The sequence below is a fragment of the Micromonospora sp. 050-3 genome (genome assembly GCF_046549335.1).
GTDB lineage: Bacteria > Actinomycetota > Actinomycetes > Mycobacteriales > Micromonosporaceae > Micromonospora > Micromonospora trifolii.
The window spans coordinates 2,052,329-2,075,911 of the sequence record NZ_JAJPVX010000002.1 but is presented as its reverse complement, the minus strand read 5'-3'; the positions used below and the strand labels follow the sequence as shown (position 1 = coordinate 2,075,911).

Sequence of the window (23,583 nt, the reverse complement as noted above, 5' to 3'; positions counted from 1 at the left end):
ACCGGGCGATCTTCCAAGGCAGGGAGCAGAAACGCAGAGACCCGCTACCGGTCATCCGGTAAACGGGTCATCTGATCTGCTGCATGGATGGTGGGCGATACTGGGTTTGAACCAGTGACCTCTTCCGTGTCAAGGAAGCACGCTCCCACTGCGCCAATCGCCCGTGGCGGCCCCGTGGGGCGCGTCGCGAGCGGACGACGGGATTCGAACCCGCGACCCTCACCTTGGCAAGGTGATGCGCTACCAGCTGCGCTACGTCCGCACGTCTCCGACAAGCGCCGGTGACAGGTGAACTCTACCCGATGCCAAGATCGCTTGGCGCGGCACCCTGGCCGGTCGCGGTTGCGCTGGTCCCTGCCGGGGTAGTTAAGGACTCGACAGCGCACCACACCCCCTTAAGGAGGCTGTCGTGGGTATCGGCACCAGCATCTTCCTGATCGCGCTCGGCGCGATCCTCACCTTCGCACTGGACGCGAGCGTCGGCGGCATCAACCTCGACGTGGTCGGCTGGATCCTGATGGGCGCCGGAGTGCTCGGCCTGATCATGACCACGCTGATCTGGGGTCGCCGCCGCCAGGTGGTCACCACCACGGAGCAGCCGGTGGAGTACCGCCAGGTCGAGGAGCGGCGGGACATCGCTCCGCCGCTGTGACAGGACCACCTCCATCGCTGGCGAAGCCGCCAGATCAACGTGATTCCGGGCCGGCCGCCTCGCCGAAGGCAGCCGGCCCGTCGCACCCGCGACCCCGCTCCGCAGCAGACGCCGGGTAGACGTCGCCGCCAGTGAGTGGCCGGCATGCCCTGGCGGCGGAATCAGAACTCGATGACCAACCGGCCGCGCACCCCTCCGGCTTCCAGGAGCTGATGCGCGCGGGCCGCGTCCTGCGGCGGGAACCGGCCGGCGACCCGCAGGGTCAGCGCACCCTCCTCGGCGAGCCGCCGAAGCAGGTCGAGCTTGTCGCGGCGCCCGTCGTACTCGTGCACGTACGCGGACACCATGTCGATCCCCCGCCGGTCGGCCTGCGCCCGCAGCACCGGATCGGGCCCGCCACGCAGCAGCGCGACGGCGCCACCCTCACGCACCGCGGGCAGCAACGCGCCACCGAGCAGCGCGGTGTCGACAGCGGCGTCCACCCCGTCCGGGGCGTGCTCCCGGAAGCGGTCAGCGACACCCGGACCTCGGGTCACCGTCACGTCGGCGCCGAGCGCGGCGACCAGGTCAACGTCACCCGGCGCCGCGTCGGCCAACACCCGGTGACCGGCGGCCTTGGCGAGCTGCACCGCGTACCCGCCGACGGCACCGGCCGCGCCGGTCACCGCGAGGGTGCTGCCGGCTGGCAGCCGCAACTGGTCCAGGGCGTGCAGGGCGGTCAACCCGTTCAACGGCAGCGTGGCCGCCTCGGCGGGTGACGCGCCCGCCGGAGCGGGCACCACCCAGGCCTCCGGAAGCACTACCCACTCGGCGTACCCGCCGCCGGCCGCCCGGGTCGGATTGACCATGGCCATCACCGGGTCCCCCGGGGCGAGTGCGCCACTGGTGTCGGAGCCCACCTCGTCGATGGTGCCGGCGATGTCCTGGCCGGGCAGCAGCGGGTCGCTGCCGCGCAGTCGCACCGGCGTCATACCGGCCCGGATCAGGGTGTCCGCAGGGTTGACCGCCGCGGCGCGTACCCGGATGCGGACCTCGCCCGGGCCGGCGTGCGGCGTCGCAAGCTCGACCACCCGCAGCACCTCGGGCCCGCCGTAGCGCAGCAGTCCGACCGCTCTCATGCTCGACCCCTCATTCGGATGACCGGCCGACCACCTGTCCGGCGGTCAGTCCAGGCAGGTGAGCGCGACCTCGGCGTACCGCGTCAGCGCCGCCCGGTCCGGGTTGATGGCACCCATGACCCGCAGGCCCTGAAGGCTGGTCACCAGGAAGCCGGCCAGGTCGGTGGCGCTGCGGCCGGTGGTGATCTGACCCCGCAACTGCGCCTCGGCGAGCAGGTCGTAGAGCGCCAACTCCAGGGACTGGGTGGTCGAACGAAGCCGCTCGGCGACCCGCACGTCCTGGTGCGCCCGTTCCATCGAGGCGCCGACGATGAGGCAGGAGAGGTGCCGGCCGTCGCCGGTGATGTCGTCCACGGTGCCGATGAACACCTCACGGATGACCGCTCGCGCGTCGTTGCCCGAGCGCAGCAGATCGACCATCGGTGTGGCGTAGCGCTGCCGGTACAGGTCGAGCACCGCCAGGTAGAGGCCGTCCTTGCTGCCAAACGCGGCGTAGAGCGAACCGCTGCCCAGGCCGGTCGCCTCGGAGAGGTCCCGCATGGAGGTGCCCTCGTAGCCCTTGCTCCGGAACACGTCCATGGCAGCGTCGACCGCGGCGTCGAGGTCGAACTCACGGGTGCGGGCCATGGCTGAACGCTACCCGCTATCTGGAACGATCGACAAAGTACCGCCGGTCACAGCCGCCGAAACGAACCGTGGGTTGGCCCGGACAGCGACGCCGGCACCGCGGACGGCCTGGTCTCCCTCGGCGCGGTGCAGGTTGCCCGGATGCCGATCATGAACGTGGGGATCGGGGCGGTGACCGATGTACCGGCACCGGCCAACGTGCGGATCGCCGAGACCACCGACCTCGCCATGTTCGTCCCGGCCCATGCTCGGGTGTCCGGATTCCCGGCGGATGGCGTCGCGGCGACGATCGAACGGGAGAAGGCGTTCACCGGCGACGGCACAGTGCTCCGGCTGGCCGGTCGCCTCGAGGACGGCCGGGTGGTCGCGACGGCCGTCGCCTGGATCAGCCACGGTCTGGTCACTCTCTACTTCGTCGGCACCCAGCCGGAGCAGCGCCGCCGGGGCATCGGCGCGGCCATGACCAGGGCCGCCCTCGAGTCGGCTGGCGAGCGTGGGGCCCACACCGCCGCCCTCACCTCCTCGGCCGTCGGCGAGTCGATCTACCGCGGCCTCGGCTTCCGGCCGGTGGGCGAGTTCCGCCTGTTGACCTTCTGAAGGCGAACGCACGGCCCGGCGAGCCCGAGTGGACCACGGGGCGGCCGCCCGCCCGAAACCATTGACTACGGGGTGCAGACAGCGTTGTCTTTTACTGGCGCCCTGGGGAGGTACGACAGTGATCGACGATGTGTCCCTCGTGTTCTGCGTGACCGCCGACGTGTCGGTGCGCGAACGGATGGTGCGGCGCCTGGACGGTCTCGGGACCCTGGTGATCTGCACCGACCTCGCGGAGTTGCAGGCAATGATCGGCGGGCCGGTCATCAGCGGGCCGGCGCGACTCCCCATCCCCACCACGGCGTCCGCCCCCGCTCCGGCCGCTGCCGCAGCCGCTTCAGCCGTGGCCGCAGCCGCTCCAGCCGTGGCCGTGGCCGGCCAGATCAACCTCGGTGACCTCACCATCGACCCGCTCGACCATCGGGTGACGTGGCGCGGAGAGCCGCTGGCCCTGACCCGACTCGAGCGCAACCTGCTCACCCAACTCGCCACCGCACCGGTCGGAGTCTGGACGTACCAGCGGCTCTTCGAATCGGTCTGGGGCTGCGCGTTCCTCGGCGACACGTCGACCCTGCACTCGGCGGTGAAGCGGTTACGTCGCAAGCTGCACGCCGTCGACGACGCCCTGCGCGTGCACACGGTGCGAGGCATCGGCTACCGGCTCAGCGTCGACTGATGACCGTGGCGCCACAAGCGAAACGGCTCGTTACCGGGTTTCCCGGTAACGAGCCGTTCTCTTGGTGGGCGATACTGGGTTTGAACCAGTGACCTCTTCCGTGTCAAGGAAGCGCGCTCCCACTGCGCCAATCGCCCGTGCTTGTTGCCGAGGTGGGGACGGGATTTGAACCCGCGTACACGGCTTTGCAGGCCGTTGCCTCGCCTCTCGGCCACCCCACCGAGGTTGCCCCCGTCATGCGTGGCGGCAGCTCCGAGCGGACGACGGGATTCGAACCCGCGACCCTCACCTTGGCAAGGTGATGCGCTACCAGCTGCGCTACGTCCGCACGCCCCCGGACGTTCCCGGGTGACGGATGAGAACTTTAGCCGAGCCGGTGTTGGACTGCCAACTCGGGGTCGCCTCGGCGCGTCAGGGGTGGCTGGGGCTGGGCCGGAGCCACTGTCGGCGGGCTTCCTAGGGGGCTGACCCGGCGCCTGGATCCAGCACGGACCGTCACACTCCGACCTTCCTCGGCAATGATCGTCATCATCGCGTCGCATGCCCGACCATCAACGTCTCCGCGACCCGACACCGGGCAGCGGACCTCGACGAACACTCTCCGTGGAACGACCGACGACACCCGAAAGAAGTGTCCGGCTTCCGACTGTCGCCGCGTAAATCGGCACGCAGTGGTAACTGTTCGTGTTCAGTCGGATGGGCTACGGTAACGGTCGTGACGAGACGTGCGGCCGAGATCCGCCTGGATGCCCTGCTGCGCACCGCCTGCGACGTGATCGTGGAGCGCGGTTTGGCCAACACCCGGACGGCGGACGTGGCGAATGCCGCGGGCGTGAGTCAGGCGTTGGTTTTCTACCACTTCGCCACCAAGGAGCGGTTGCTGGCGCAGGCCTTCGCGTACGCGGTCGAGCAGGATCTGGCCCGGCTGGACGCGGTCACCCGCTCCTCGGCCGCACCGCTGACCAAGCTCCGACGGATCCTCAAGCTCTACACCCCCGCGGGGCGCGCGACCTCCTGGTCGATGTGGATCGACGGCTGGTCCGAGTCGCTGCGTACCCCCGAGTTGGAGAAGGTCTCCCGCCGGCTCGACCTGCGCTGGCGGCAGGACCTGGCGGCGGTGATCACCGCCGGGGTGGCCGACGGCACCTTCCAGTGCGCCGACGCCGACGGAGCCGCCTGGCGGATCAGCGCGGTGATGGACGGCCTCGCCGTCCAACTCGCCGTGCACGACCGGGTGATCTCCCGCCGGCAGTTCGGCGAGTGGGTCCGGCTGGTCACCGCCCGAGAGCTCGGCCTGGACCCGGCCGACCTGGACTGAGCTGGGCAAGCAGCACCCAATCCGCCACACCAGGCCGGGCAAAACGGACTCGGCCCGCCCCGCCGACCGGAACAATCGGCAGCATGGATCTCCTGGAGGCGTACCGCCGGAGCCTGGCCGAATTCATCGACCGGGTCGACCAGATCGAGCCCGGCCAGTGGTCCGACCCGACACCATGCTCGGACTGGGACGTCCGCACGCTGGTCAACCACGTGGTGACCGAGGACCGGTGGAGCGTTCCGCTGCTCGCCGGCCGGACCATCGACGAGGTCGGCAACCGGCTCGACGGTGACCAACTCGGGGCCGACCCGATCGCGACGGCCCGGGAGGCCGCCGCGCAGGCCGAGATCGCCGCCACCCACCCCGGCACCATCGACCGCACCGTGCACCTCTCCGCCGGCGACACCCCGGCCACCGAGTACCTCCAGCAACTCCTCGCCGAGCACCTCGTGCACGGCTGGGACGTGGCGGTGGCGATCGGCGCGCAGCCACGGCTCGACCCGGACGCGGTGCACGCCGCCGCCCAGTGGTTCGCCGGCCAGCTCGACGCCTACCGGCGCAACAACCTGGTCCACACCGGGGTACAGGTGCCCGACGACGCCGACGAGCAGGACCACCTACTGGCCGCGTTCGGCCGTGACCCCGACTGGGCGCCAGGCGACTGAGCAAATCTCGATCTGTTGGTGCGATAGCGGCTCCGGACCTTGCCGTGACCTCGGGAGGCTGATATCCACAGATGCGCATGCGTCACCGCGCATCTGTGGCCGGCGACTCGCCGGCCATCCCGCTCCCACGAGGAGGTCCCGTGCCACAACCGGAGTGGTCACCCCCGATGAGCCGGCGTCGACGCCGGCTCATCGCCATCCTGGCGACGACGGCGACGGCCGCCGCGCTGCTCCCCACCGGCGTGAGCACCGCGGCCCCCACCGGCGGCGCGGCGTCCGCCGAGCGCCGGTCCGGGCCGTTCGCCGAGGGACACACGCCCGCCGACGCCGACAATCGCACCGGTACGGCGGCACCCGACGCCCGCCAACGCGGCCTGGCCCGCGCCGTCGACCCCGACGTCCGGTGGAACCGGCTCGGCACCCCGCAGGCGCTCGGCCCCGGCCGCACTCCGCTGGCCACCGGGCTGCCCGCCGATCCGGAGGCCGCCGCCCGCGCCTACCTGGCCGCCAACCACTACCTGTTCGGCATGGACGCCGCCACGGTGGCCAGCATGGAACGGGTACTGGTCCGGCCGATCGGCAGCGGCACAGTTGTCACCCTCCGGCAACGCTTCGGCGACCTGCCCGCCGGGCCGGACGGCCTCGTCACCCTCGCGGTCGCCGACGGCGCGGTGCTCTCGGTCAGCTCCTCGCTGGCCCGCAACACCGGCACGCCAGCGCCGGCCACCCGCACCGCCGAGCAGGCGTACGTTGCCGCGCTCGCCGACGCCAAGCTGACCGCCGACGCGGTGGCCAGCCACACCATCCGGTCGGTGGCCGTGCCCACCCCGCTGGACGGGCCACGGGCCGCCTACGAGGTGACCATGATCGGCGCGGACACCGAGCACCCGGCCGCGTTCACCAGCTACGTGGACGGCAGCACCGGCCAGGTGCTGGTCCGCGAGGACCTCGTCGACTTCGACTCCGACAACCCGAGCTGGGCGGTCTTCCCGGCCACCCCGCCCCGCGACCTCGGCCCCGGGCAGGACCCCCGGGTGCGCTGGTGCGGCGACCCGACCCCCGGCTGCCAGGCCGCCTTCCGCGACCCGGCCACCGGCCAACAGTGGGACGTCGACGCGGCAACCGGCACGCCGACCTTCACCTCGCGCGGCAACTCGGCCAACACTGTGCTGTCCTGGGGTGCGAACACCCCGGTCGTGCCGGCACCCACCAGCCCGGAACGCCGCTACGAGTACCCCTTCACCGACCAGTGGCACCAGGCCCGGTGCAACCCGGGGGTGTTCACCTCCGCCCAGCGCAACGACGCGGACGCGTCGATCGCCAACCTCTTCGCCATGCACAACCGGATGCACGACTGGTCGTACCAACTGGGCTTCACCGAGTCGGCGTGGAACCTCCAGGCGGTCAACCTCACCCCGTCCGGCCTGGGCGGTGACGCCGAGCAGGGCCGCGCCCAGCAGGGCGCGCTGACCGGCAACCGGAACAACGCCAACCAGGGCACCCCGCGCGACGGGCTGCCGCCGACCACCAACATGTACCTCTGGCAGCCGCAGGCCGGTGGGCCGTACCCGCCGTGTGTGGACGGCGACTACGACATGACCGTGATCGGTCACGAGTACACCCACGCGATCACCAACCGGATGATCGCCGGCCCGGACAGCGGGATCAGCGGCCACCAGGGCGGGTCGATGGGTGAGTCCTGGGGCGATCTGCTCGCCGCCGAGTACCTCTTCCAGCACGGGCTGCGCGCGCCCGGCGAGACGCCCTTCATCACCGGCGGCTACGTCACCGGCAACCTGGTCAGCGGCATCCGCAACTACGACCTGAGCCGCAGCCCGCTCAACTACTCCGACATCGGCTACAACACCGCCGGCCCGGCCGTGCACGCCGACGGGGAGATCTGGGGTGCCACCAACTTCCGGGTCCGCTCCGCCCTGGTGAAGCGGTACGGCCTCGGCACCCCGCAACGGCAGCTCGACTGCGCGCTGGGCAAGGTCGCGGCCGATCAGTGCCCGGGCAACCGGCGCTGGTCACAGCTTGTCTTCGACTCGTTCCTGCTCCAGGCCGCCAGCCAGGTCAGCATGCTCGACATGCGCGACAACATGCTCACCGCCGACCTGCTCCGCTTCGGCGGGGCGAACCAGGACCTGATCTGGGCCGAGTTCGCCCGCTCCGGGATGGGCCGGGACGCCGCCACCAACGGTGCCGGCGACACCGACCCGACGCCGAGTTTCGCCTCGCCGAGCGGTGGCAACGCGACGCTCACCCTGCGCCCGCGCGGGGACAGCGCCAACGCGCCGATCCGGGTGTACGTGGGGGCGTACGAGGCGCGGGCCGTGCCGGTGGCCGACACCGACCCGGCGACGCCGATCCCGGACACCGTCGAGATGGTCGCCGGCACGTACGACCTGCTCGCCGTGGCCCCCGGCTTCGGGCACCAGCGGCTCAGCGCGGTCGCCAAGGCCGGTCAGGACGGGTACGTCGACCTGCGGATGAGCCGCAACCTCGCCTCCAGCGCGTCCGGCGCCACAGTCACCGGCGACGGGGTCAACCTGGACCGTGTCGTCGACGACACCGAGGCGACGAACTGGGCGTCCCTGGACGGGGTCGCCGGCCGGCAGCTCACCGTGGCGCTGCCGGGCGACGCCCCGCAGACGGTCAAGCGGGTGAACGTCAGCGCGATGCTGCGGCCGGCGATCACCGGCGACGCCGACACCGGCGCCCAGAACGCGCTCAGTGCGCTGCGTTCGTTCGCGGTGTCCGCCTGCAACGCGACGACCACCGACTGCGCGGATCCGACGCGTTGGCAGCGCATCTACACCAGCGCGGGGGACGCGTTCCCCGGCGGGGCGTACCGGGCGTACAGCCGCGACATCAACCTCCGGACGTTCGCGGTGCCCACCACCCTCGCCACCCACCTGCGCGTCGAGGTGCTGGCGAGCCAGTGCACCGGTGGCCCGAACTACGCGGGCGAGCAGGACGACGACCCGGCCACGACGACGGACTGCGCGACCGCCAGCCCGGCCCGGAGCCAGGTCAGGATCGCCGAGTTCCAGGCGTTCTCGAAGTGACACAGTGGGGCCGGCGGACGTCCGCCGGCCCCACTGCCCTCGATCATCCGCCGGCCCCACTGCCCTCGATCAGCGGTGCGCCCGACGCCAGGGGTCGGCGACGGCCGGGCGCTCCCAGCGCCGGTCCACCGGGGGGTCGTCGCCCCCGTCGGCGTCCCCGGCCGCGGCCCGGGTCAGGTGCCGCAGCCGCAGCAGCAGCCCCACCCCGAGGAAGAGCAGCAGCCCGCCGAGCAGGAAGGCGACCTGCACCACGCCGAACGCGCCGGACTGCGAAACAGGGCGGTTGGCCGCCGGTGGCACGGCCTCGGCCGGATACTCCACGGCCGGCTCCTCCGTCGCCGTGCTGTCGCCCTCGGCCGGCGCGCTCGCGGATTCGGTGGGCTCCGGCGGGGTCGCCGTCGGCTTCGGCGTACTGGTCGGGGTGCCGCCCGCTCCCACCACCGAACGGGTGGCGGTCTGCCGGGCCAGCAGGCGCAGGTTGGCGTCGTACGCCTCGGCGGCGAGGGTGACCCGCCCCTGGGTGACGTCCTCGGCGAAAGCCACCCGGTAGCGGGCCGTGACAGTGCGGCCCGGGCAGAGCGTGCCCGGGTCGAGCTGCCGGTCGGTCAACCGGGCCACGTCACCCTCGGTGCGGATCTCCAGCGGAAAGTCGCCGTTCTCCTCCACCCGGTCCATCTTCACCTGGTCGAGCCGGAGGCCGCCCTGCACGCTGAGCACCATCGACCAGCGCACCTTCGCGCACCTGGCGCGCCGGTCCGTCTGGGAGACCACCGCGGAGATCGTCCGCACCTGCTCACCGGCGGTGAACCGTCCCGGCAGGCCGCTCATCTCGGTGGTGAAGGCCGCCTGTGCCGGGGCGGCCACCGCCAGCTCCACCCCGCTCAGACAGGCCAGCACCACCCCTGCCCTCAGCGCATACCGCCACACCGTCACCACCGCCGTCCTCCGTTCGGTTGCCTCCACCCCGCAACGCTAGAAGCGGGGCACCGCGCCGACCAGACGGGTGTGTTCGCACCGGACGGCAAGGACGGGGTGGCTTTTCACCGACCGTGGTGAACCGGTCACCGCTCCCCCGCGACACGCCGGAAGTCGGGCCGCTGGGAGAATCACGCCGTGTCCGAGCTCTCCAGCACGTTCGTCCGGCTGCACGCCCGGCTGGCCCCGGTCCCCTTCGTTCCCGAGGTGCGGCTGCACCAGGCGGACGAGCCGATCGGCCTGTGGGAGCTGACCGAGGGCGAATTCTCCAGCGACCGGCCGCCGCCGTTCTGGGCGTTCGCCTGGGCCGGCGGGCAGGCCCTCGCCCGCCACGTCACCGACCACCCGGAGCTGGTCGCGGGCCGGCGGGTGCTGGACCTCGCCTCCGGCTCCGGCCTGGTGGCCATCGCCGCTGCCCGCGCCGGCGCGGCGTCCGTGCGGGCCGTCGAGGTGGACGAGCTGGCGGTGGCGGCGGTCGCCCTCAACGCCGAGGCCAACGGGGTACGCGTCGACGCAGAGTTCGGCGACATCCTCGACGGCGACGCCGGGGACGCCGAGGTGGTTCTCGCCGGCGACGTCTTCTACAGCGAGGCGATGGCCCGCCGGGTCCTGCGGTTCCTGCTGCGCGCGGCCCGGGCCGGCGCGCCGGCGCTGGTCGGTGACCCCGGCCGGGCGTTCCTGCCCCGGGACCGCTTCGACGAGGTGGCCGGGTACGACGTGCCGGTGCCGGAGGCGCTGGAGAGTGTGCGGGTGAAGCGCACCACCGTCTGGCGGCTGCGGGCCGGGCTGCCGAGGGCTGCCGGCTAGCGTGTCCGGGTGCTGTTCCGCAGCTGGGCGCAGGTGGCCGACCCCGCATGGCCGGACGTGGCCCGGGTGCCGGACCACGTCGGCGGCACCCACCTGGTCGTGACCCGGCACGCCCTGGTCCGCCAGGTCCTCGCCGACGCGGTCACCTACCGGCCGGACAACGCGCTGGACGCGGTGACACCGATGCCGGCGGCCGCGCTGCGGGTGCTCGCCGGGCACCGGTTCCGGCTGCCGCCGACTCTGGCGAACAACTCGGGCGTCAGCCATCCGCAGATCCGGGCGATCGTGGCGGAGGCGTTGCACCCCGCCCGGGTGGCCGCGCAGCAGCAGTGGCTCACCGCGCTGGTCCGGGACCGGGTCGCCCGGATCGGCGCCGCGCTCGACGCCGGCAAACCGGTCGACCTGTACGCGGACCTCGCCGCCGACCTGCCGCTGCTGGCGCTGGCCCGGCTGGTCGAGCTGCCGGACGCGCCGGTCGGCGCGGTCAAGGAGTTCGCCCGCGCCGCCCTGGAGCTGTTCTGGGCACCACTGGACGCCGACCGGCAGGTGGCGCTCGCCGCCGAGGTGGGCCGGTTCCACCGGGTACTGCGTGACTTCGCGGCCGTCGGTGGCGGGTTGGCCGCCGAGCTGCGCGCGGCCGGGCACCCGCCGGACGTGGTGGTCGGCGCGCTCTTCTTCCTGTTGGTCGCCGGGCAGGAGACCACCTCGCAGTTCCTCACCCTGCTGCTGCACCGGCTGGCCGGCGAGCCCGCGGTCCGGGCCGGCCTGCGCACCGGCGAGGTCGCGGTGGCCGACGTCGTGGAGGAGGGGTTACGGCTGGAGCCGCCGATCGTCACCTGGCGGCGGGTGGCGACGACCGAGAGCACGCTGGGCGGCACGCCGGTGCCGGCGGGCAGCAGCATCGTGCTGTGGCTGGGCCGTGCCGGTCGGGACCCGGCGGTCGTGGAGTCGCCCGACGAGTTCCGTCCGGGCCAGCGTGGGTCACGCCGACACCTGGCGTTCGGGGCGGGCGCGCACCGTTGCGTCGGGGACGTGCTGGCCCGGATGGAGGCGGCCGTGGTGGTGGCCGAGGCCGCGCCGCTGCTGGACGGGGTGACAGTGCTCCGTCCGCCCTGGTGCCCCGACAACCTCACCTTCCGGATGCCGGACGCGTTCGTGGTCCGCCGTTTCCCCGGGGTCACCGGGCTGACCGGATCCTGACATCCGCTCGGTATGTTTCCGGGCGTGTCAGCCATCCCCACCCGTCGGATCCCTGCCGTCGTAACGCTTCTGGCCCTGCTGGCGTTGAGTGCCTGCACAGTCGGCCCCAGTCACCCGGCGCACGCTCGGCAGATCACCGTGGCCCAGCCGACTCCGTCCGCACCGGCGCCGACCCCCTCGGCCTCGCCGTCCTCGACCGCGAAACCGGCGTTCAAGAGCCTGGCCTGGTACGTGTCCCAGGTGCCGACGTTCCCCGAGGCGCCGCAGCCGCAACCGGTAGTGCTGCCCACGACCGGTTCGGCGGCGTTCTGGCACCGCCTGCCGACCGACCAGAAGGTCGCCTTCATCACCATCGACGACGGTGGGCTGGCCCGCCCGCCGGAAGTGATCGACTTCATCTGGGAGGCGCGCATCCCGGTGACGATGTTCCTCAACTCGCCGGCGGCGGCGGAGAACACCGACTACTTCCGGCAGATCGAGGCGGTGGGAGGGGCCGTGGAGAACCACACCATCACGCACAACTCGCTGGCCGGCCGGTCGTACGACTACCAGAAGCAGGAGATCTGCGGTGCCGCCGACAGGTTGGAGCAACTGTTCGGTAAGCGCCCCACCCTGTTCCGGCCACCGTTCGGCGAGCATGACAGCACCACGCTGAAGGCCGCGCACGACTGCGGCGCGAAGGCGGTCTTCCACTGGACCGAGACCGTCCACGAGGGAAAGGTGCGCTACCAGACCCCGGAGAAGGTGGTCCAACCCGGCGACGTGCTGCTGATGCACTTCCGACCGGCGCTGATGGACGACCTTCTCGCGGCGTTGAAGGCGATTCACCGGGCCGGGCTCACCCCCGCGCTGTTGGAGCAGTACGTACGGTGAGCAACCCGCCACCGACCTGACGAAAGTCAGGGGTGGGTGGTGCCGTTCGGGCGCGGTGCGGCAGCAGGCCACTCGCCTAGCGTCAGCGCATGATCACATTACGTGGGTTGACGAAACGGTTCGGGTCGACAGTCGCTGTCGACGCCCTGACCGTCGACATCGCGCCCGGCCGGGTCACCGGCTTCCTCGGCCCCAACGGCGCCGGCAAGTCCACCACCATGCGGATGATCCTCGGGCTGGACCGTCCCACCGCCGGGCAGGCCCTGGTCGCCGGGCGCGCGTACCGGGAGTTGCGCCGGCCGCTGCACGAGGTGGGTGCGCTGCTCGACGCCCGGGCCATCCACCCCGCCCGGTCCGGCCGGGCGCACCTGCGGGCCATGGCACACAGCAACGGCATCCCGATCCGCCGGGTCGACGAGGTGCTGGACACCGTCGGGCTGGACGGACGGGCCGCCGGTAAGCCGGGGCGGACGCTCTCCCTCGGGATGGGCCAACGGCTCGGCATCGCCGGCGCGCTGCTCGGCGACCCACCGGTGCTGATGTTCGATGAGCCGGTGAACGGCCTCGACCCGGACGGGGTGCGCTGGGTGCGGCAGCTGACGCGGTCGCTGGCCGACGAGGGGCGGACGGTCTTCGTCTCCAGCCACCTGATGAGCGAGATGCAGCTCACCGCCGACCAGCTCGTGGTGATCGGCCGGGGGCGACTGCTCGCCGACGCGCCGATCGGCGACGTGATCGCCCGCAGCACTGTCGCGGTCCGGGTCCGCAGCCCACACCCGGACGGGCTGGCCGCCCTCGCCGCGCGCCTCACCGCCGCCGGCGCGACGGTGGAGGCGGCCGACCGCAACGAGCTGACCGTCGTCGGCACCACCGCCGACCGGGTCGGCGACCTGGCCCACGAGCTGGGGGTACGACTGCACGAGCTGAGCCCGCACGCCGCGTCGCTGGAACAGGCGTTCATGGAACTCACCGCCGACAGCGTCGAGTACGCCGGCGGAACGACCGAGGGTGGGCAACGATGAGCGCGCAGACCGACACGGACAGCCGTCCCGCCATCGCGCCGGCCGCAGGTGCGCCGGGCGCCTTCCGGGGTGCCGTGGCCGCCGAGTGGACCAAGCTCTCCTCGGTGCGGAGCACCTGGTGGACGGCGCTGGCCGGGCTGCTGGTGATGGCCGCCAGCGCCGGCCAACTGGCCATCTACGCGGCGAACGACAACACCAACGACGACCCGACCGACGACCTGGGAATCGTCACCGTCGGCAGCGTGCTGATCGACTCGGTCGAAATGACCCAGTACGTGGTGCTGGCGCTCGGCCTGCTCGCGATCACCGCGGAGTTCACGAGTGGCACCATCCGCACCACGTTGCAGTGCACCCCGTCCCGTGGCCGCGTACTGCTGGCCAAGGCCGTGGTGACCGGCGTTGTCACCTTCGTCCTCGGCCTGCTGCTCGGCGGTGTCGGTGCCCTGGTCGCCCGGCCGGTGCTCGGTGAGTGGGGCAGCGCACCGGCCGCCGGCACGATCGGCGACATCGTGGCGGTGGCGATCTACCTGGCGCTGATCGGGGTGCTCGCCCTGGGCCTCGGCGCCGCGCTACGGAGTGCGGTGCTCACGATCACCGTGCTCCTCGCCACCCTGATGATCGTGCCGCTGTCGTTGCAGCAGCCGGACATCGACGTGCTGAACCGGATCGCCGACGTGTTCCCCGGCGTGGCCGGCGGGCACTTCCTGGCCGGCGACACCGAGCCGTATCCGAGCCTGGTCGGGCTGCTCCTGCTCGCCGGATGGGCGGGCGCCGCGCTGCTGCTGGGCCGGGCCGCCTTGCGCCGCCGCGACGCGTAGAGCGTGCACTGAGCGGGGGCCCGTCGGGGCCCCCGCTCAGCCGTCGACCAGCCCCGCCTCGTACGCGAGGATCGCCGCCTGCACCCGGTTGCGTACGTCCAGCCGGGTGAAGATGCTGGTCAGATAGCTCTTCACTGTGCCCTCCACCAGGTGCAGCCGGCGGGCGATCTCGGCGTTGGAGAGCCCCGCCCCGACCAGGGCCAGCACCTCCCGTTCCCGCTCGGTCAGCCCGGCCGTACGCTCCCGGGCGGCGGGTCGGCGGGCCAGGCGGCCGGCCCCCAGCTCGATCACCCGGCGGGCCACCCTCGGCGACAGGTACGCCCCACCGTCGGCGACGGCGTGCACACCGGCGATCAGCTCACGCGGGTCGCCGGCCTTGAGCAGGAACCCGTTGGCGCCGTGCCCGAGCGCCCGGGCCACGTGGTCGTCCTCGCCGAACGTGGTCAGCATGATCGTCGCGGTCTCCGGCACCACCCGGCGGATCTCGGCTGCGGCGGCCAACCCGTCCAGCCGCGGCATCCGGATGTCCAGCAGCGCGACCCGGGGTCGGTGGGCACGGACCAGTTCCACCGCCGCGTGCCCGTCGCCGGCCTCGGCGACCACCTCGATGCCGGGGTCGCTGGCGAGGATGGCCCGGACGCCGGCCCGGATCATCGCCTCGTCGTCGGCCAGGACGACCCGGATCGGCGGTACCCCGGCCATGTCGGTGTTCATTACGCGATCCACTCCTTGCTGACCAGCCGGCCATCGGTGAAACAGAGCCGCCAGGTCGGCGCGGCGAGGGGAAAGTTGCCGTCGGTGTAGTACTCGCAGTCGGCCCGGTCGACCACGCTGGGGCGCTCCAGCTGCCGCCGGGGGAGGCCGGTCAACTCCGATCTGGCCGTGCCGACGCGCATTTGGTCGAAGGTGGCCCGGTCCAGCACCGTCCCGGCTGTCGCCACCGGGTAGTAGACGAACGAGAGCACCAGGGCGAACCCGACCGGTGCGACGAGCGCCACCAGCAGGCTGCGCCGAACCCGCCGCCGGGCGTCGTGCAGCCGCCGCTCGGCGTCCACCGGCCGCTCCGCCGGATCGGGCCGCTCGTCGGACCAAGGCGTCGGCCCGGCCTCGGCCGCCGACCCGATCGCCTCGGGCGGCGGCGCGGTGGCCGGCAACACCGCCCGTACCGCGAACCCGCCGTCGGCCCGGTGGCCGGCGTCGAGCGTCCCACCGGCGAGGCGGACCCGTTCGGCGAGGGCGAGCAGCCCACTGCCCTGCGACGGCGGGGCGGGCAGCGGCCCGGCCGGCGGAGCGTCGTTGACGACGGCCACCTCGACCCGGTCACCGTCGCGGGTGAGGCGCACATCGACCGGGGCGCCCGGCGCGTACCGGGCCGCGTTGGTCAGCGCCTCCCGAACGATCCGGTGCGCCGCGTGACCGGTCATCGCCGACAGGTCCGCGACCGCCGGGGCGGCGTCCAGCCGTACCGCCATGCCGGCCTCCCGGGCACCGTCGACCAGGTCGGCCACGCTCTCCCCGCTCGGACGCATCGACGCGCCCGCCTCCTCGCGGAGCACCCCGATGATCTCGTGCAGTCGCTCGGTGGCGGCGGAGACGCTGGCCCGCAACTCCCCCGCCGCGGCCCGGTGCCGGTCGTCCAGGTCGGCGGCGACCTCCAAGGCGGCGGCGCGCAACGCGATCAGGCTGAGGTCGTGACCAAGCGAGTCGTGCATCTCCCCGGCGATCCGGGCCCGCTCACGCAGCCGGATCCGCTCGGCGGCACCCCGCTGTTCGCGGGTCAGCGCGTCGACGTGCCGACGACCGGCGTCGGCCAACTCCTGCTGCTGGCGGCGGTACCGGCCGACCAACCAGGGGAACACGGCGGCGAAGAGCAGCACCGAGGCGAGCAGGAACCAGGTGGCCGCGCCGGCGCCGAGCAACCCCAGGTTGAGCGCCGTACCACCGGCCGTGATCAGCACGAAGACCATGATCGCCGGACCCACTGTGGCGCTGCGCCGCCCGGCGAGATAACTGAACACCGGAATGGCGAACACGAAGTTGCCATCGACCAACGACCCGAGCACCGCCAGCACCAGGGCGACCAACGGCTGCCGTCGACTCGCCACCACCGCCGCACTCAGCACCAGCAGCTTGCCGACCAGCAGCGGCAACGTGTACCGCGAATAGGGCGGGCTGACCTCGGCGTAGCCCACCGGGGCGGCCACCACCGCCCAGAGCAGCACGTCCAGCAGCAGGCGACGCCGCCGGTGCAGCCAATCCGGCGGCGCGAAGTCGAGAATCCGCACGGCGGTCAGGCTACCCACGCCCGACCTGCGCGGACACCGACGAAAGTCAGGTGTTCAGCCGCTCTCCTCGGCCCAGACCCGCCAGTCGTCGAGCACGCCGTGCAGGGCCGGAGTGAGCCAACCCGGCGCGGACCGCCGGAAAACACCCGGATCCATCGCGCCGGCACCGTCGGGCAACGCGCCGAGCAGGTTCGGCACCAGATCGGTGAGGTTCGTCCAGTGCACCAGCTCCGGCCGGGCCGGCCAGGCACCAATCACCACACCGGCCGGCACCGCCCGACGGTCCAACGCCTCCAGGGTCAACGCGGTGTGGTTGAGCGTGCCCAACCCGGCGCGGGCGACCACCACAGCGGGCGCGCCGAGCGACACCGCCAGGTCGGCCATCGTCCACGGCTCCCCCGACGGCCGCAGCCCCATCGGAACCAGCAACCCACCCGCGCCCTCGATCAACACGAGGTCGTGCTTGTCGGCCTCCGCCCGGACGGCGTCCACCGCCGCGTACAACTCCAGCGGCGGCAGGTCGGCGACCCGCGCGGCGGCCAACGGGGCGAGCGGATCCGGATAGCTGGCCAAGGTCCGACCGGTCAGCGGCGCAGCCAGCCGGTTGACCGCGTCCACGTCGCCGGGCTCACCCCCGGCCGTACCCGTCTGGCCCGGTTTGACCACCGCCACCCGCAGCCCGGCCGCCTGCGCGGCGGCCGCGATCGCCGCGGTCACCACCGTCTTGCCGACCTCGGTGTCCGTCCCGGTAACCAGCACCGACCCCGCCCACCCGCTCACGGCGCCACCTTGGTTCGCGACTGCGGGGCTCGCAACCCCGGCTCACTCCTCGCGCTCACGGCGCGCAGTCCACGATGACGTCCAGCGCCCGCTCGAACGCCGCCCGGGGCACCCCCGCGCTGACCGTGAGGCGCAGGCGGGAGCGGCTGTCCGGGGTGGATGGTGGACGGAAACAGCCCACCGCGACGCCCCGGTCCCGGCAGTCCGCGGCCCAGGCGGTCGCCGCCTCCGGCCCCGGGGCGGTCACCGAGATCACCGCCGCGTCCGGTGCGGAGACGGTCAACCCGGCCGCCCGCAGTCGACCGACCGCCAGCCCCACCCGGTCGGACAGCTCGGCGCGCAGGTCGTCGCCGGCCTGGGCAAGCCGCAGCGCGGCGTGCACACCGGCGGCGACCGCCGGCGGCAGTGCCGTGTCGAAGATGAACGTGCGCCCGGTCTCGACCAGGTGCCGGACGAACTCGGCCGGGCCGGCGACAACGCCACCCGCGCCACCGAGGGCCTTGGACAGGGTGGCGGTGACCACCACGTCCGGCTCGCCGGCCAGCCCGGTGGCCGCCACCGCGCCCGCGCCGGCCGGGCCGGTCAGGCCGAGCGCGTGCGCGTCGTCGACAAGCAGCAGCGCGCCGTGACGGCGGGCCACGGCGTGCAGCCGAGCCAATGGGGCGAGGTCACCGTCGACCGAGAAGACCGACTCGGTCACCACCACCGCCGGGCGGCCGGGAGCGGCCGCGAGCGCGGTGGCCACCGCGTCGACGTCGGCGTGCGGGGTGACCACCGTCTCCGCACCGGAGATGCGGCAGCCGTCGATCAGCGACGCGTGGTTGTGCGCGTCGGAGACGAGCAGCGTCCGAGGTTGGACGAGCGCCCGCAGCGCGCCGAGGTTGGCCAGGTAGCCGGAGGAGAAGACCAGCGCGCCGTCGGTGCCCAGCCAGCGGGCCAGGTCCTCCTCCAGGGCCCGGTGCGCGTCGGTGGAGCCCCGAACCAGGCGCGACCCGGTCGCCCCCAGCCCGTACGCCGACAGGGCCGCCGTGGCCGCGGCGATGACATCCGGATGGGTGGCCAGGCCGAGGTAGTCGTTGCCGGCCAGATCGGTCATCTGATCGTCGGCCGGACGCGGATGCAGTCGCCTGGTCAACCCGGCCTTCGCCCGCAGCTCCGCGCGGCGGTCGAGCGCCGCCAGCCAGTCCGCCACCGTCACCCTCCCCCGCTGTGCGTGCCGGTCAGCCCGACACCCGCCGGGCGAAATTACCACCCGCCGCCACCGGCCCGACGATTCCACTCGGTGCGAGCTGTCCACGAACTGCCAGGGCATTCCAGCTGATCGGGCGGCCTTGTAGGGTACGAGCCATGCCAGAGATCCTCGACCAGGCCCGGACCCAGGTCCTGGGTGACGGTGTCGGCCTCGATCAGGCCGGCATCCTCGCCGTGCTGAACCTGCCCGACGAGCACCTGCCCGCCGCCCTCCAGCTCGCTCACGACGTGCGGATGCGCTGGTGCGGCCCGGAGGTCGAGGTCGAGGGGATCGTCTCGCTCAAGACCGGCGGCTGCCCGGAAGACTGCCACTTCTGCTCGCAGTCGGGCCTGTTCACCTCGCCGGTTCGCTCGGTCTGGCTGGACATCCCGTCGCTGGTCGAGGCGGCGAAGCAGACCGCCGCGACCGGGGCGACCGAGTTCTGCATCGTCGCCGCGGTCCGCGGTCCGGACGACCGGCTGATGAAGCAGATGCGCGAGGGCGTCGCCGCCATCAAGGCGGCTGTCGACATCCAGGTCGCCGCGTCGCTGGGCATGCTCAGCAAGGAGCAGGTCGACGACCTGGTCGACATGGGCGTGCACCGCTACAACCACAACCTGGAGACCTGCAAGTCGTACTTCCCCAACGTGGTCACCACGCACTCGTGGGAGGAGCGCTGGGAGACGCTGCGGATGGTGCGCGACTCCGGCATGGAGGTGTGCTGCGGCGGCATCCTCGGCCTCGGCGAGACCGTCGAGCAGCGGGCCGAGTTCGCCGCGCAGCTCGCCGAGCTGAACCCGCACGAGGTGCCGCTCAACTTCCTCAACCCGCGTCCCGGCACCCCGCTGGGTGACCGTCCGGTGGTGGAGGGCAAGGACGCGCTGCGGGCCATCGCCGCGTTCCGGCTGGCCATGCCGCGCACCATCCTGCGGTACGCCGGTGGTCGCGAGATCACCCTCGGCGACCTTGGCACCCGCGCTGGTCTGCTCGGCGGCATCAACGCGGTGATCGTCGGCAACTACCTGACCACCCTGGGTCGACCGGCGACGGCCGACCTGGAGCTGCTGGACGAGTTGAAGATGCCGGTCAAGGCGCTCTCCGCCACGCTGTGACGACCATGACGACGACGGAGCTGTGGTGCGACAGGTGCGGTGAGTCGGCGACGGCCACCGCCCACCCGGCCTGCGCGTCGGCCCGCCAGTTGGAGCCGCCCCGGTTCTGCCCCCGCTGCCGTCGCCGAATGAAGGTGCAGGTGCTGCCGGTGGGTTGGTCGGCGGTCTGCGTCGAGCACGGCGAGATCAGGGGCTGAGCCGGTGCTGCGAGGGCGGGCGGTGTCACTACGACCGGCGACGGTCGCGGACGTGCCGGCCCTCGCCGCGATCCGGGCCGACCCGGAGGTACGCCGGTGGTGGCGGGGCGGCGACGACCTGGCCGACTCCGTGCGGGCCGACCTCGCCGACGACGACCTGCACGTGTACGCGATCGAGCACGACGGCAGGGTGATCGGCGCGATCCAGTGGTACGCCGAGGCGGACCCGGACTACCGGCACGCCAGCCTGGACGTCTTCCTCGACCCGGCGGAGCGCGGTGCCGGCCTCGGCGGTGACGCCATCCGCACCCTGGCCCGACACCTGATCGACGAGTACGGCCACCACCGCTTCACCATCGACCCGGCTGCGGCGAACAGCGCCGCCATCCGGGCGTACGCGAAGGTTGGTTTCCGCCCGGTCGGGGTGCTGCGCCGCTACGAGCGCGGCGCGGACGGCCGCTGGCACGACGGCCTGCTGATGGACCTGCTCGCCGACGATCTCGTGGAGTGAGCGGGCGGCTCACCCGGCTCGACACGGCTCCACCTGGGTCACCGCAGATCTTGGACAGTTACCGTCCGCGCGGAACGGCAACTGTCCAAGATCTCGTCGCGGTGCCGGTCAGGCGATGGTGCACTGGGTGTTGTTGACGGTGAAGGCTGTCGGTTTCGGGTTGGTGCCGCTGTACGTGCCGTTGAAGCCGAAGCTCACCGACGCGCCCGCCGCGATCGTGCCGTTGTAGGACAGGTTCGTGGCGGTGACCGCCGCACCGCTCTGGCTGATCGTCGCCGACCAGCCCTGACTGACGCTCTGCCCACCGGGGAAGCTGAACCGCAGGGTCCAGCCGTTGATCGCTGTGGTGCCGGTGTTGGTGATCGACACGTTGGCGGTGAAGCCGCTGCCCCAGTCGGTGGTGGCGTACCCCACGGTGCAGGCGCCGCCGACCGGCGGGGCCGCTGTGGTCACCGCGACCGGCGTGGACGCCGCGGAGGTGTTGCCCGCCGCGTCCACCGCCACCACGTAGAACTGGTACGCCGTCGAGGCGGTCAACCCGGACACCGCCTGGGTGGTGCCGGTCGGCGAGCCGACCAGCACGTCGGTGGCGCCGGCCTCGCGGTAGACCCGGTAACCGGTGACGCCCACGTTGTCGGTCGACGGGGTCCAGGCCAGTGTGAGCCCGGTGGCGGTGACGGCCGAGGCGACCGGCGTGCCGGGGGTGCTCGGCGCTGTGGTGTCGGCGGTGCCGGCCGGTGGCGTGGTCACGCTGAGCTTCGGCGAGGCGGCCGACTCGTTGCCCGCGCCGTCGCGCGCCACGATGGTGTACTCGAACGTCCGCTCCGGCAACAGCGTGGTGATGGTGATCGAGTTCTCGGTGACCCGTCGGGTCGCCACCACGTCGTTACCGACCATGAACTCGCGGACGTCGTACCCGGCGAGGCCGCTGCCGCCGCTGTCCGTGGATGCCGCCCAGGTCAAGGTGACCGCGCGGGGGGTGAGGCCAGATGCCACCGGGGTACCGGGGACGGTCGGCGGGGTCGTGTCCGGTACGACTGGGCCCGGCTCCTCGCCCCAGACGCGGGTGGCGCCGGAGTAGAGCGGCACCTTCCGGTTGGGCCCGGCGGTGGTCTGGTACGACGGGTCGTTGGTCGGGTCCCAGGTGCCACCCTCCGGCACGCCGATCTTGAACTGCACCTCCATCCGGTGCTGCGACTGACCCGCCGGGGCGATGGTGTGCCCGGCGCAGTCCACCTCGACGTACCAGATGTCGCCGCTGAACTGCTTAGCGGTGGTCGGGGACGGGCAGCCCTGGGTGTAGCCGGCGGTGACCTGCACCGGGCCGGTGCCGTCGGGCCGGAAGTAGTACCGGAACCGGCCGTCGGTCAGCGCGCGGGCCGGGAACGCGGACTTGTTGTAGACCATCACCTTGAGCCCGGTGGCCCGAGGTTCGGCCTGCGTCACAGTGGTCTCGACGGTCAGCTCGTCGATGTCCGGCGTCTCGGCGACCGGGAAGTTCGCCAGTGGCGTGCCGCCGTACTCGGAGGTCAGCCGGACCAGCGCGGACGTGAAGCCGGCGTTGTAGTCGGTGGCCACCTCGTTCATCACGTAGTCCGACCGGCTGTCGCTGTACGCGTCGTTGGCCGAGGACGGGCCGCCCACCAGCGCGCCGTAGAGGGTGTGCCGAGTCTCCACCGGCACGGTCTGGCTGTCCCACCAGGAGCCGTGCGCGGTGCGGTGGTGCGGGTTCTTCGGTGCGTTGGCGCCGAACCCGATGACGTAGCTGGAGTTGCGGGGGTTGTCGCCGAGCGCGTAGTTGATCTGTCGGACGGCGAAGTCGTGGTAGCGCGCCTTGCGTGTGGTGTCGGTGGTCTTGTCGCTGTACACCAGCGCGGCGAAGGAGGTGTTCGCGGCGTAGCGCAGCGCGCCCCAGGAGTCGAGCACCGCCATCCCGCCCGGCGAGTACGGCACCCGCTGCCCGTTCACCCCGACGGTCCAGTAGTCCAGCCACCGGTTGGCGTCGTCGACGTACTTCTGCTTGCCGGTCAGGTTGGCCAGCAGCACGTACGCGCCGAACTGCTTGTTGTCCCAGGCGATCGTCCACTTGTAGGAGCGGGTGGTGGACTGGTTTTCGGTGCCGAGCTTGTCGTACTCACTCTCGGCCTTGGCCAGGTAGCTGGCCTCGCCGGTGGCCCGGTGCAGCCAGATCGCGGCCCAGACCAGCTCGTCCTGCCAGCCGCTCCACGAGCGGTAGAAGCTCGTGGCGTCGGTGATGCACTCGTGGTAGGCCTTCCGCACCGTGTCGGCGAAGGTGTAGAGCTGCCGGGCGTGCCCGAGCAGCTTGTCCGCGTAGGTCGCGTCGGTGGGCCGGAACACCATTGAGGAGGCGGCCATCGCGGCCGCCGTCTCCCCCGCCAGGTCCGCGCCGCCACAGCTCGCATCGATCTTGTACGCGGGCCGCGCCATCGGCATCACCTCGGCCGGACCCCACCACTTGTGGTCGTCGTCGCCCTTGCCGACCTGTCCGTAGAGGACGTTGGCCGACGGGTGCGCCTTGATGAAGTAGTCGTTGACGAAGCGCAGGTTGTTGAGCAGGTGCGGCAGTTGCCCGGACGAGGTGTAGCCGCTGCGGTACTCGACAGCGCCCCAGGCGAGCATTGTGGCGCTGAACGCCATCGGGAAACCGAACTTGACGTGGTCGCCGGCGTCGTACCAGCCGCCGGTGAGGTCCACGCCCGCGCTGGCGCCGTCGGCGAGCGCGCTGTCGCCGCGCCAGGAGACCCGGTTCCAGTCGGGCAGTCGACCGGACTGCTGCGCCTCGTAGAAGAGCAGCGACTTCTGCAACGCCTCGGCGTAGTTGTAGGTCGCCGCCGGCGCGGCGGAGGCGGGCGCGGACGGTGGCGCGGTCACCGCGAGGGACGCGCCGGTGAGCAGCGCGACGCCGAGGGCCAGCAGCCGCCGCGGCCAGGGCTGGTCGGCGGCCGGCGACCGGCCGGGCTGGCCGCTGAACGGCCGGGTCAGGTGACGCATGGCGGACTCCTGTCGGAGGCGCCGCCGGCGGTCGCACCG

General features: G+C 72.5%; 22 protein-coding genes and 5 tRNA genes. 14 read left to right on the top strand and 13 right to left on the bottom strand.

Going from position 1 to position 23,583, the window contains the following annotated elements:
• Positions 1 to 88: 88 nt before the first annotated feature.
• Positions 89 to 163: transfer RNA gene (locus ACLJOK_RS24625), tRNA-Val, on the bottom strand.
• Between the two features lie 26 nt (positions 164 to 189).
• Positions 190 to 262 (bottom strand) — tRNA-Gly (locus ACLJOK_RS24620).
• A 147-nt stretch (positions 263 to 409) separates the two neighbouring features.
• Between ACLJOK_RS24620 and ACLJOK_RS24615 the strand changes: the two genes are divergently transcribed.
• The gene (locus ACLJOK_RS24615; protein ID WP_091400768.1) at positions 410 to 652 is read left to right on the top strand and encodes a DUF6458 family protein; all 243 of its coding nucleotides are present in this window, start codon (positions 410 to 412) and stop codon (positions 650 to 652) included.
• Positions 653 to 813: 161 nt separating this feature from the next.
• On the opposite strand, the gene ACLJOK_RS24610 is transcribed toward ACLJOK_RS24615, so the two are convergent.
• Together ACLJOK_RS24610 and ACLJOK_RS24605 are read right to left on the bottom strand one after the other, a co-directional pair.
• Entirely contained in the window at positions 814 to 1,770 is a 957-nt protein-coding gene (locus ACLJOK_RS24610; protein WP_410820966.1) for an NADP-dependent oxidoreductase, read from the bottom strand.
• Positions 1,771 to 1,815: 45 nt separating this feature from the next.
• A complete protein-coding gene (locus tag ACLJOK_RS24605; RefSeq protein WP_410820965.1) occupies positions 1,816 to 2,397 on the bottom strand; it encodes a TetR/AcrR family transcriptional regulator in 582 nt (193 codons plus the stop codon).
• 141 nt (positions 2,398 to 2,538) lie between these two features.
• On the opposite strand from ACLJOK_RS24605, the gene ACLJOK_RS24600 reads away from it, so the two are divergent.
• Together ACLJOK_RS24600 and ACLJOK_RS24595 are read left to right on the top strand one after the other, a co-directional pair.
• The gene (locus tag ACLJOK_RS24600) at positions 2,539 to 2,994 is read left to right on the top strand and encodes a GNAT family N-acetyltransferase (RefSeq protein WP_410820964.1); all 456 of its coding nucleotides are present in this window, start codon (positions 2,539 to 2,541) and stop codon (positions 2,992 to 2,994) included.
• Between the two features lie 118 nt (positions 2,995 to 3,112).
• On the top strand, positions 3,113 to 3,667 hold the full coding sequence (locus tag ACLJOK_RS24595) for a winged helix-turn-helix domain-containing protein (RefSeq protein WP_410820963.1): 555 nt from the start codon (positions 3,113 to 3,115) through the stop codon (positions 3,665 to 3,667).
• A gap of 62 nt (positions 3,668 to 3,729) precedes the next feature.
• Here ACLJOK_RS24595 and ACLJOK_RS24590 read toward each other — a convergent pair.
• The 3 genes from ACLJOK_RS24590 to ACLJOK_RS24580 all read right to left on the bottom strand — a co-directional run bounded on the left by ACLJOK_RS24590 (position 3,730) and on the right by ACLJOK_RS24580 (position 3,995).
• A tRNA-Val gene (locus ACLJOK_RS24590) sits at positions 3,730 to 3,804 on the bottom strand.
• 13 nt (positions 3,805 to 3,817) lie between these two features.
• A tRNA-Cys gene (locus ACLJOK_RS24585) sits at positions 3,818 to 3,888 on the bottom strand.
• 34 nt (positions 3,889 to 3,922) lie between these two features.
• A tRNA-Gly gene (locus ACLJOK_RS24580) sits at positions 3,923 to 3,995 on the bottom strand.
• A gap of 387 nt (positions 3,996 to 4,382) precedes the next feature.
• Here ACLJOK_RS24580 and ACLJOK_RS24575 point away from each other — a divergent pair.
• The 3 genes from ACLJOK_RS24575 to ACLJOK_RS24565 all read left to right on the top strand — a co-directional run bounded on the left by ACLJOK_RS24575 (position 4,383) and on the right by ACLJOK_RS24565 (position 8,721).
• On the top strand, positions 4,383 to 4,985 hold the full coding sequence (locus ACLJOK_RS24575) for a TetR/AcrR family transcriptional regulator (RefSeq protein WP_355007060.1): 603 nt from the start codon (positions 4,383 to 4,385) through the stop codon (positions 4,983 to 4,985).
• An 83-nt stretch (positions 4,986 to 5,068) separates the two neighbouring features.
• Positions 5,069 to 5,650 carry a TIGR03086 family metal-binding protein gene (locus ACLJOK_RS24570; RefSeq protein ID WP_410820962.1) on the top strand — a complete coding sequence of 194 codons (582 nt, stop codon included), beginning with the start codon at positions 5,069 to 5,071 and terminating at the stop codon, positions 5,648 to 5,650.
• Between the two features lie 140 nt (positions 5,651 to 5,790).
• Positions 5,791 to 8,721 carry a M36 family metallopeptidase gene (locus ACLJOK_RS24565; RefSeq protein ID WP_410820961.1) on the top strand — a complete coding sequence of 977 codons (2,931 nt, stop codon included), beginning with the start codon at positions 5,791 to 5,793 and terminating at the stop codon, positions 8,719 to 8,721.
• A 69-nt stretch (positions 8,722 to 8,790) separates the two neighbouring features.
• Here the strand turns inward: ACLJOK_RS24565 and ACLJOK_RS24560 are convergent, their stop codons facing one another.
• The gene (locus ACLJOK_RS24560; protein ID WP_410820960.1) at positions 8,791 to 9,684 is read right to left on the bottom strand and encodes a hypothetical protein; all 894 of its coding nucleotides are present in this window, start codon (positions 9,682 to 9,684) and stop codon (positions 8,791 to 8,793) included.
• A gap of 150 nt (positions 9,685 to 9,834) precedes the next feature.
• Here ACLJOK_RS24560 and ACLJOK_RS24555 point away from each other — a divergent pair, with 150 nt between their 5' ends.
• From ACLJOK_RS24555 to ACLJOK_RS24535, 5 genes are all read left to right on the top strand, one after another.
• The gene (locus tag ACLJOK_RS24555) at positions 9,835 to 10,503 is read left to right on the top strand and encodes a class I SAM-dependent methyltransferase (RefSeq protein WP_410820959.1); all 669 of its coding nucleotides are present in this window, start codon (positions 9,835 to 9,837) and stop codon (positions 10,501 to 10,503) included.
• A gap of 9 nt (positions 10,504 to 10,512) precedes the next feature.
• On the top strand, positions 10,513 to 11,703 hold the full coding sequence (locus ACLJOK_RS24550) for a cytochrome P450 (RefSeq protein ID WP_410820958.1): 1,191 nt from the start codon (positions 10,513 to 10,515) through the stop codon (positions 11,701 to 11,703).
• A 24-nt stretch (positions 11,704 to 11,727) separates the two neighbouring features.
• Positions 11,728 to 12,576 carry a polysaccharide deacetylase family protein gene (locus tag ACLJOK_RS24545; RefSeq protein ID WP_410820957.1) on the top strand — a complete coding sequence of 283 codons (849 nt, stop codon included), beginning with the start codon at positions 11,728 to 11,730 and terminating at the stop codon, positions 12,574 to 12,576.
• Positions 12,577 to 12,665: 89 nt separating this feature from the next.
• Positions 12,666 to 13,598 carry an ATP-binding cassette domain-containing protein gene (locus tag ACLJOK_RS24540; protein ID WP_410820956.1) on the top strand — a complete coding sequence of 311 codons (933 nt, stop codon included), beginning with the start codon at positions 12,666 to 12,668 and terminating at the stop codon, positions 13,596 to 13,598.
• Positions 13,595 to 14,416: an ABC transporter permease subunit gene (locus ACLJOK_RS24535; protein ID WP_410820955.1), complete on the top strand. Its 822-nt coding sequence runs from the start codon at positions 13,595 to 13,597 to the stop codon at positions 14,414 to 14,416. Before ACLJOK_RS24540 ends, ACLJOK_RS24535 begins: the two co-directional genes overlap by 4 nt.
• A 36-nt stretch (positions 14,417 to 14,452) precedes the next feature.
• Here the strand turns inward: ACLJOK_RS24535 and ACLJOK_RS24530 are convergent, their stop codons facing one another.
• The 4 genes from ACLJOK_RS24530 to ACLJOK_RS24515 all read right to left on the bottom strand — a co-directional run bounded on the left by ACLJOK_RS24530 (position 14,453) and on the right by ACLJOK_RS24515 (position 18,673).
• Entirely contained in the window at positions 14,453 to 15,130 is a 678-nt protein-coding gene (locus tag ACLJOK_RS24530; protein WP_410820954.1) for a response regulator, read from the bottom strand.
• Positions 15,130 to 16,701 carry a sensor histidine kinase gene (locus tag ACLJOK_RS24525; RefSeq protein ID WP_410820953.1) on the bottom strand — a complete coding sequence of 524 codons (1,572 nt, stop codon included), beginning with the start codon at positions 16,699 to 16,701 and terminating at the stop codon, positions 15,130 to 15,132. Before ACLJOK_RS24525 ends, ACLJOK_RS24530 begins: the two co-directional genes overlap by 1 nt.
• Before the next feature lie 54 nt (positions 16,702 to 16,755).
• Positions 16,756 to 17,460 carry a dethiobiotin synthase gene (gene bioD, locus ACLJOK_RS24520; protein WP_238678930.1) on the bottom strand — a complete coding sequence of 235 codons (705 nt, stop codon included), beginning with the start codon at positions 17,458 to 17,460 and terminating at the stop codon, positions 16,756 to 16,758.
• A 76-nt stretch (positions 17,461 to 17,536) separates the two neighbouring features.
• Positions 17,537 to 18,673 (bottom strand): 8-amino-7-oxononanoate synthase, encoded by a 1,137-nt coding sequence (locus ACLJOK_RS24515; RefSeq protein WP_410820952.1) that lies wholly within the window; start codon positions 18,671 to 18,673, stop codon positions 17,537 to 17,539.
• A gap of 155 nt (positions 18,674 to 18,828) precedes the next feature.
• Here ACLJOK_RS24515 and bioB point away from each other — a divergent pair, with 155 nt between their 5' ends.
• From bioB to ACLJOK_RS24500, 3 genes are read left to right on the top strand one after another with little or no spacing between them, the layout of a single operon-like run.
• Complete coding sequence (bioB, locus tag ACLJOK_RS24510; protein ID WP_238678841.1) at positions 18,829 to 19,824, top strand: biotin synthase BioB; 996 nt, start codon at positions 18,829 to 18,831, stop codon at positions 19,822 to 19,824.
• A complete protein-coding gene (locus tag ACLJOK_RS24505; protein ID WP_410820951.1) occupies positions 19,821 to 20,021 on the top strand; it encodes a hypothetical protein in 201 nt (66 codons plus the stop codon). Before bioB ends, ACLJOK_RS24505 begins: the two co-directional genes overlap by 4 nt.
• Before the next feature lie 4 nt (positions 20,022 to 20,025).
• Complete coding sequence (locus tag ACLJOK_RS24500; protein WP_410820950.1) at positions 20,026 to 20,532, top strand: GNAT family N-acetyltransferase; 507 nt, start codon at positions 20,026 to 20,028, stop codon at positions 20,530 to 20,532.
• A 108-nt stretch (positions 20,533 to 20,640) separates the two neighbouring features.
• Here ACLJOK_RS24500 and ACLJOK_RS24495 read toward each other — a convergent pair whose 3' ends face one another.
• Positions 20,641 to 23,544: a glycoside hydrolase family 9 protein gene (locus ACLJOK_RS24495; protein WP_410820949.1), complete on the bottom strand. Its 2,904-nt coding sequence runs from the start codon at positions 23,542 to 23,544 to the stop codon at positions 20,641 to 20,643.
• Positions 23,545 to 23,583 lie beyond the last annotated feature (39 nt).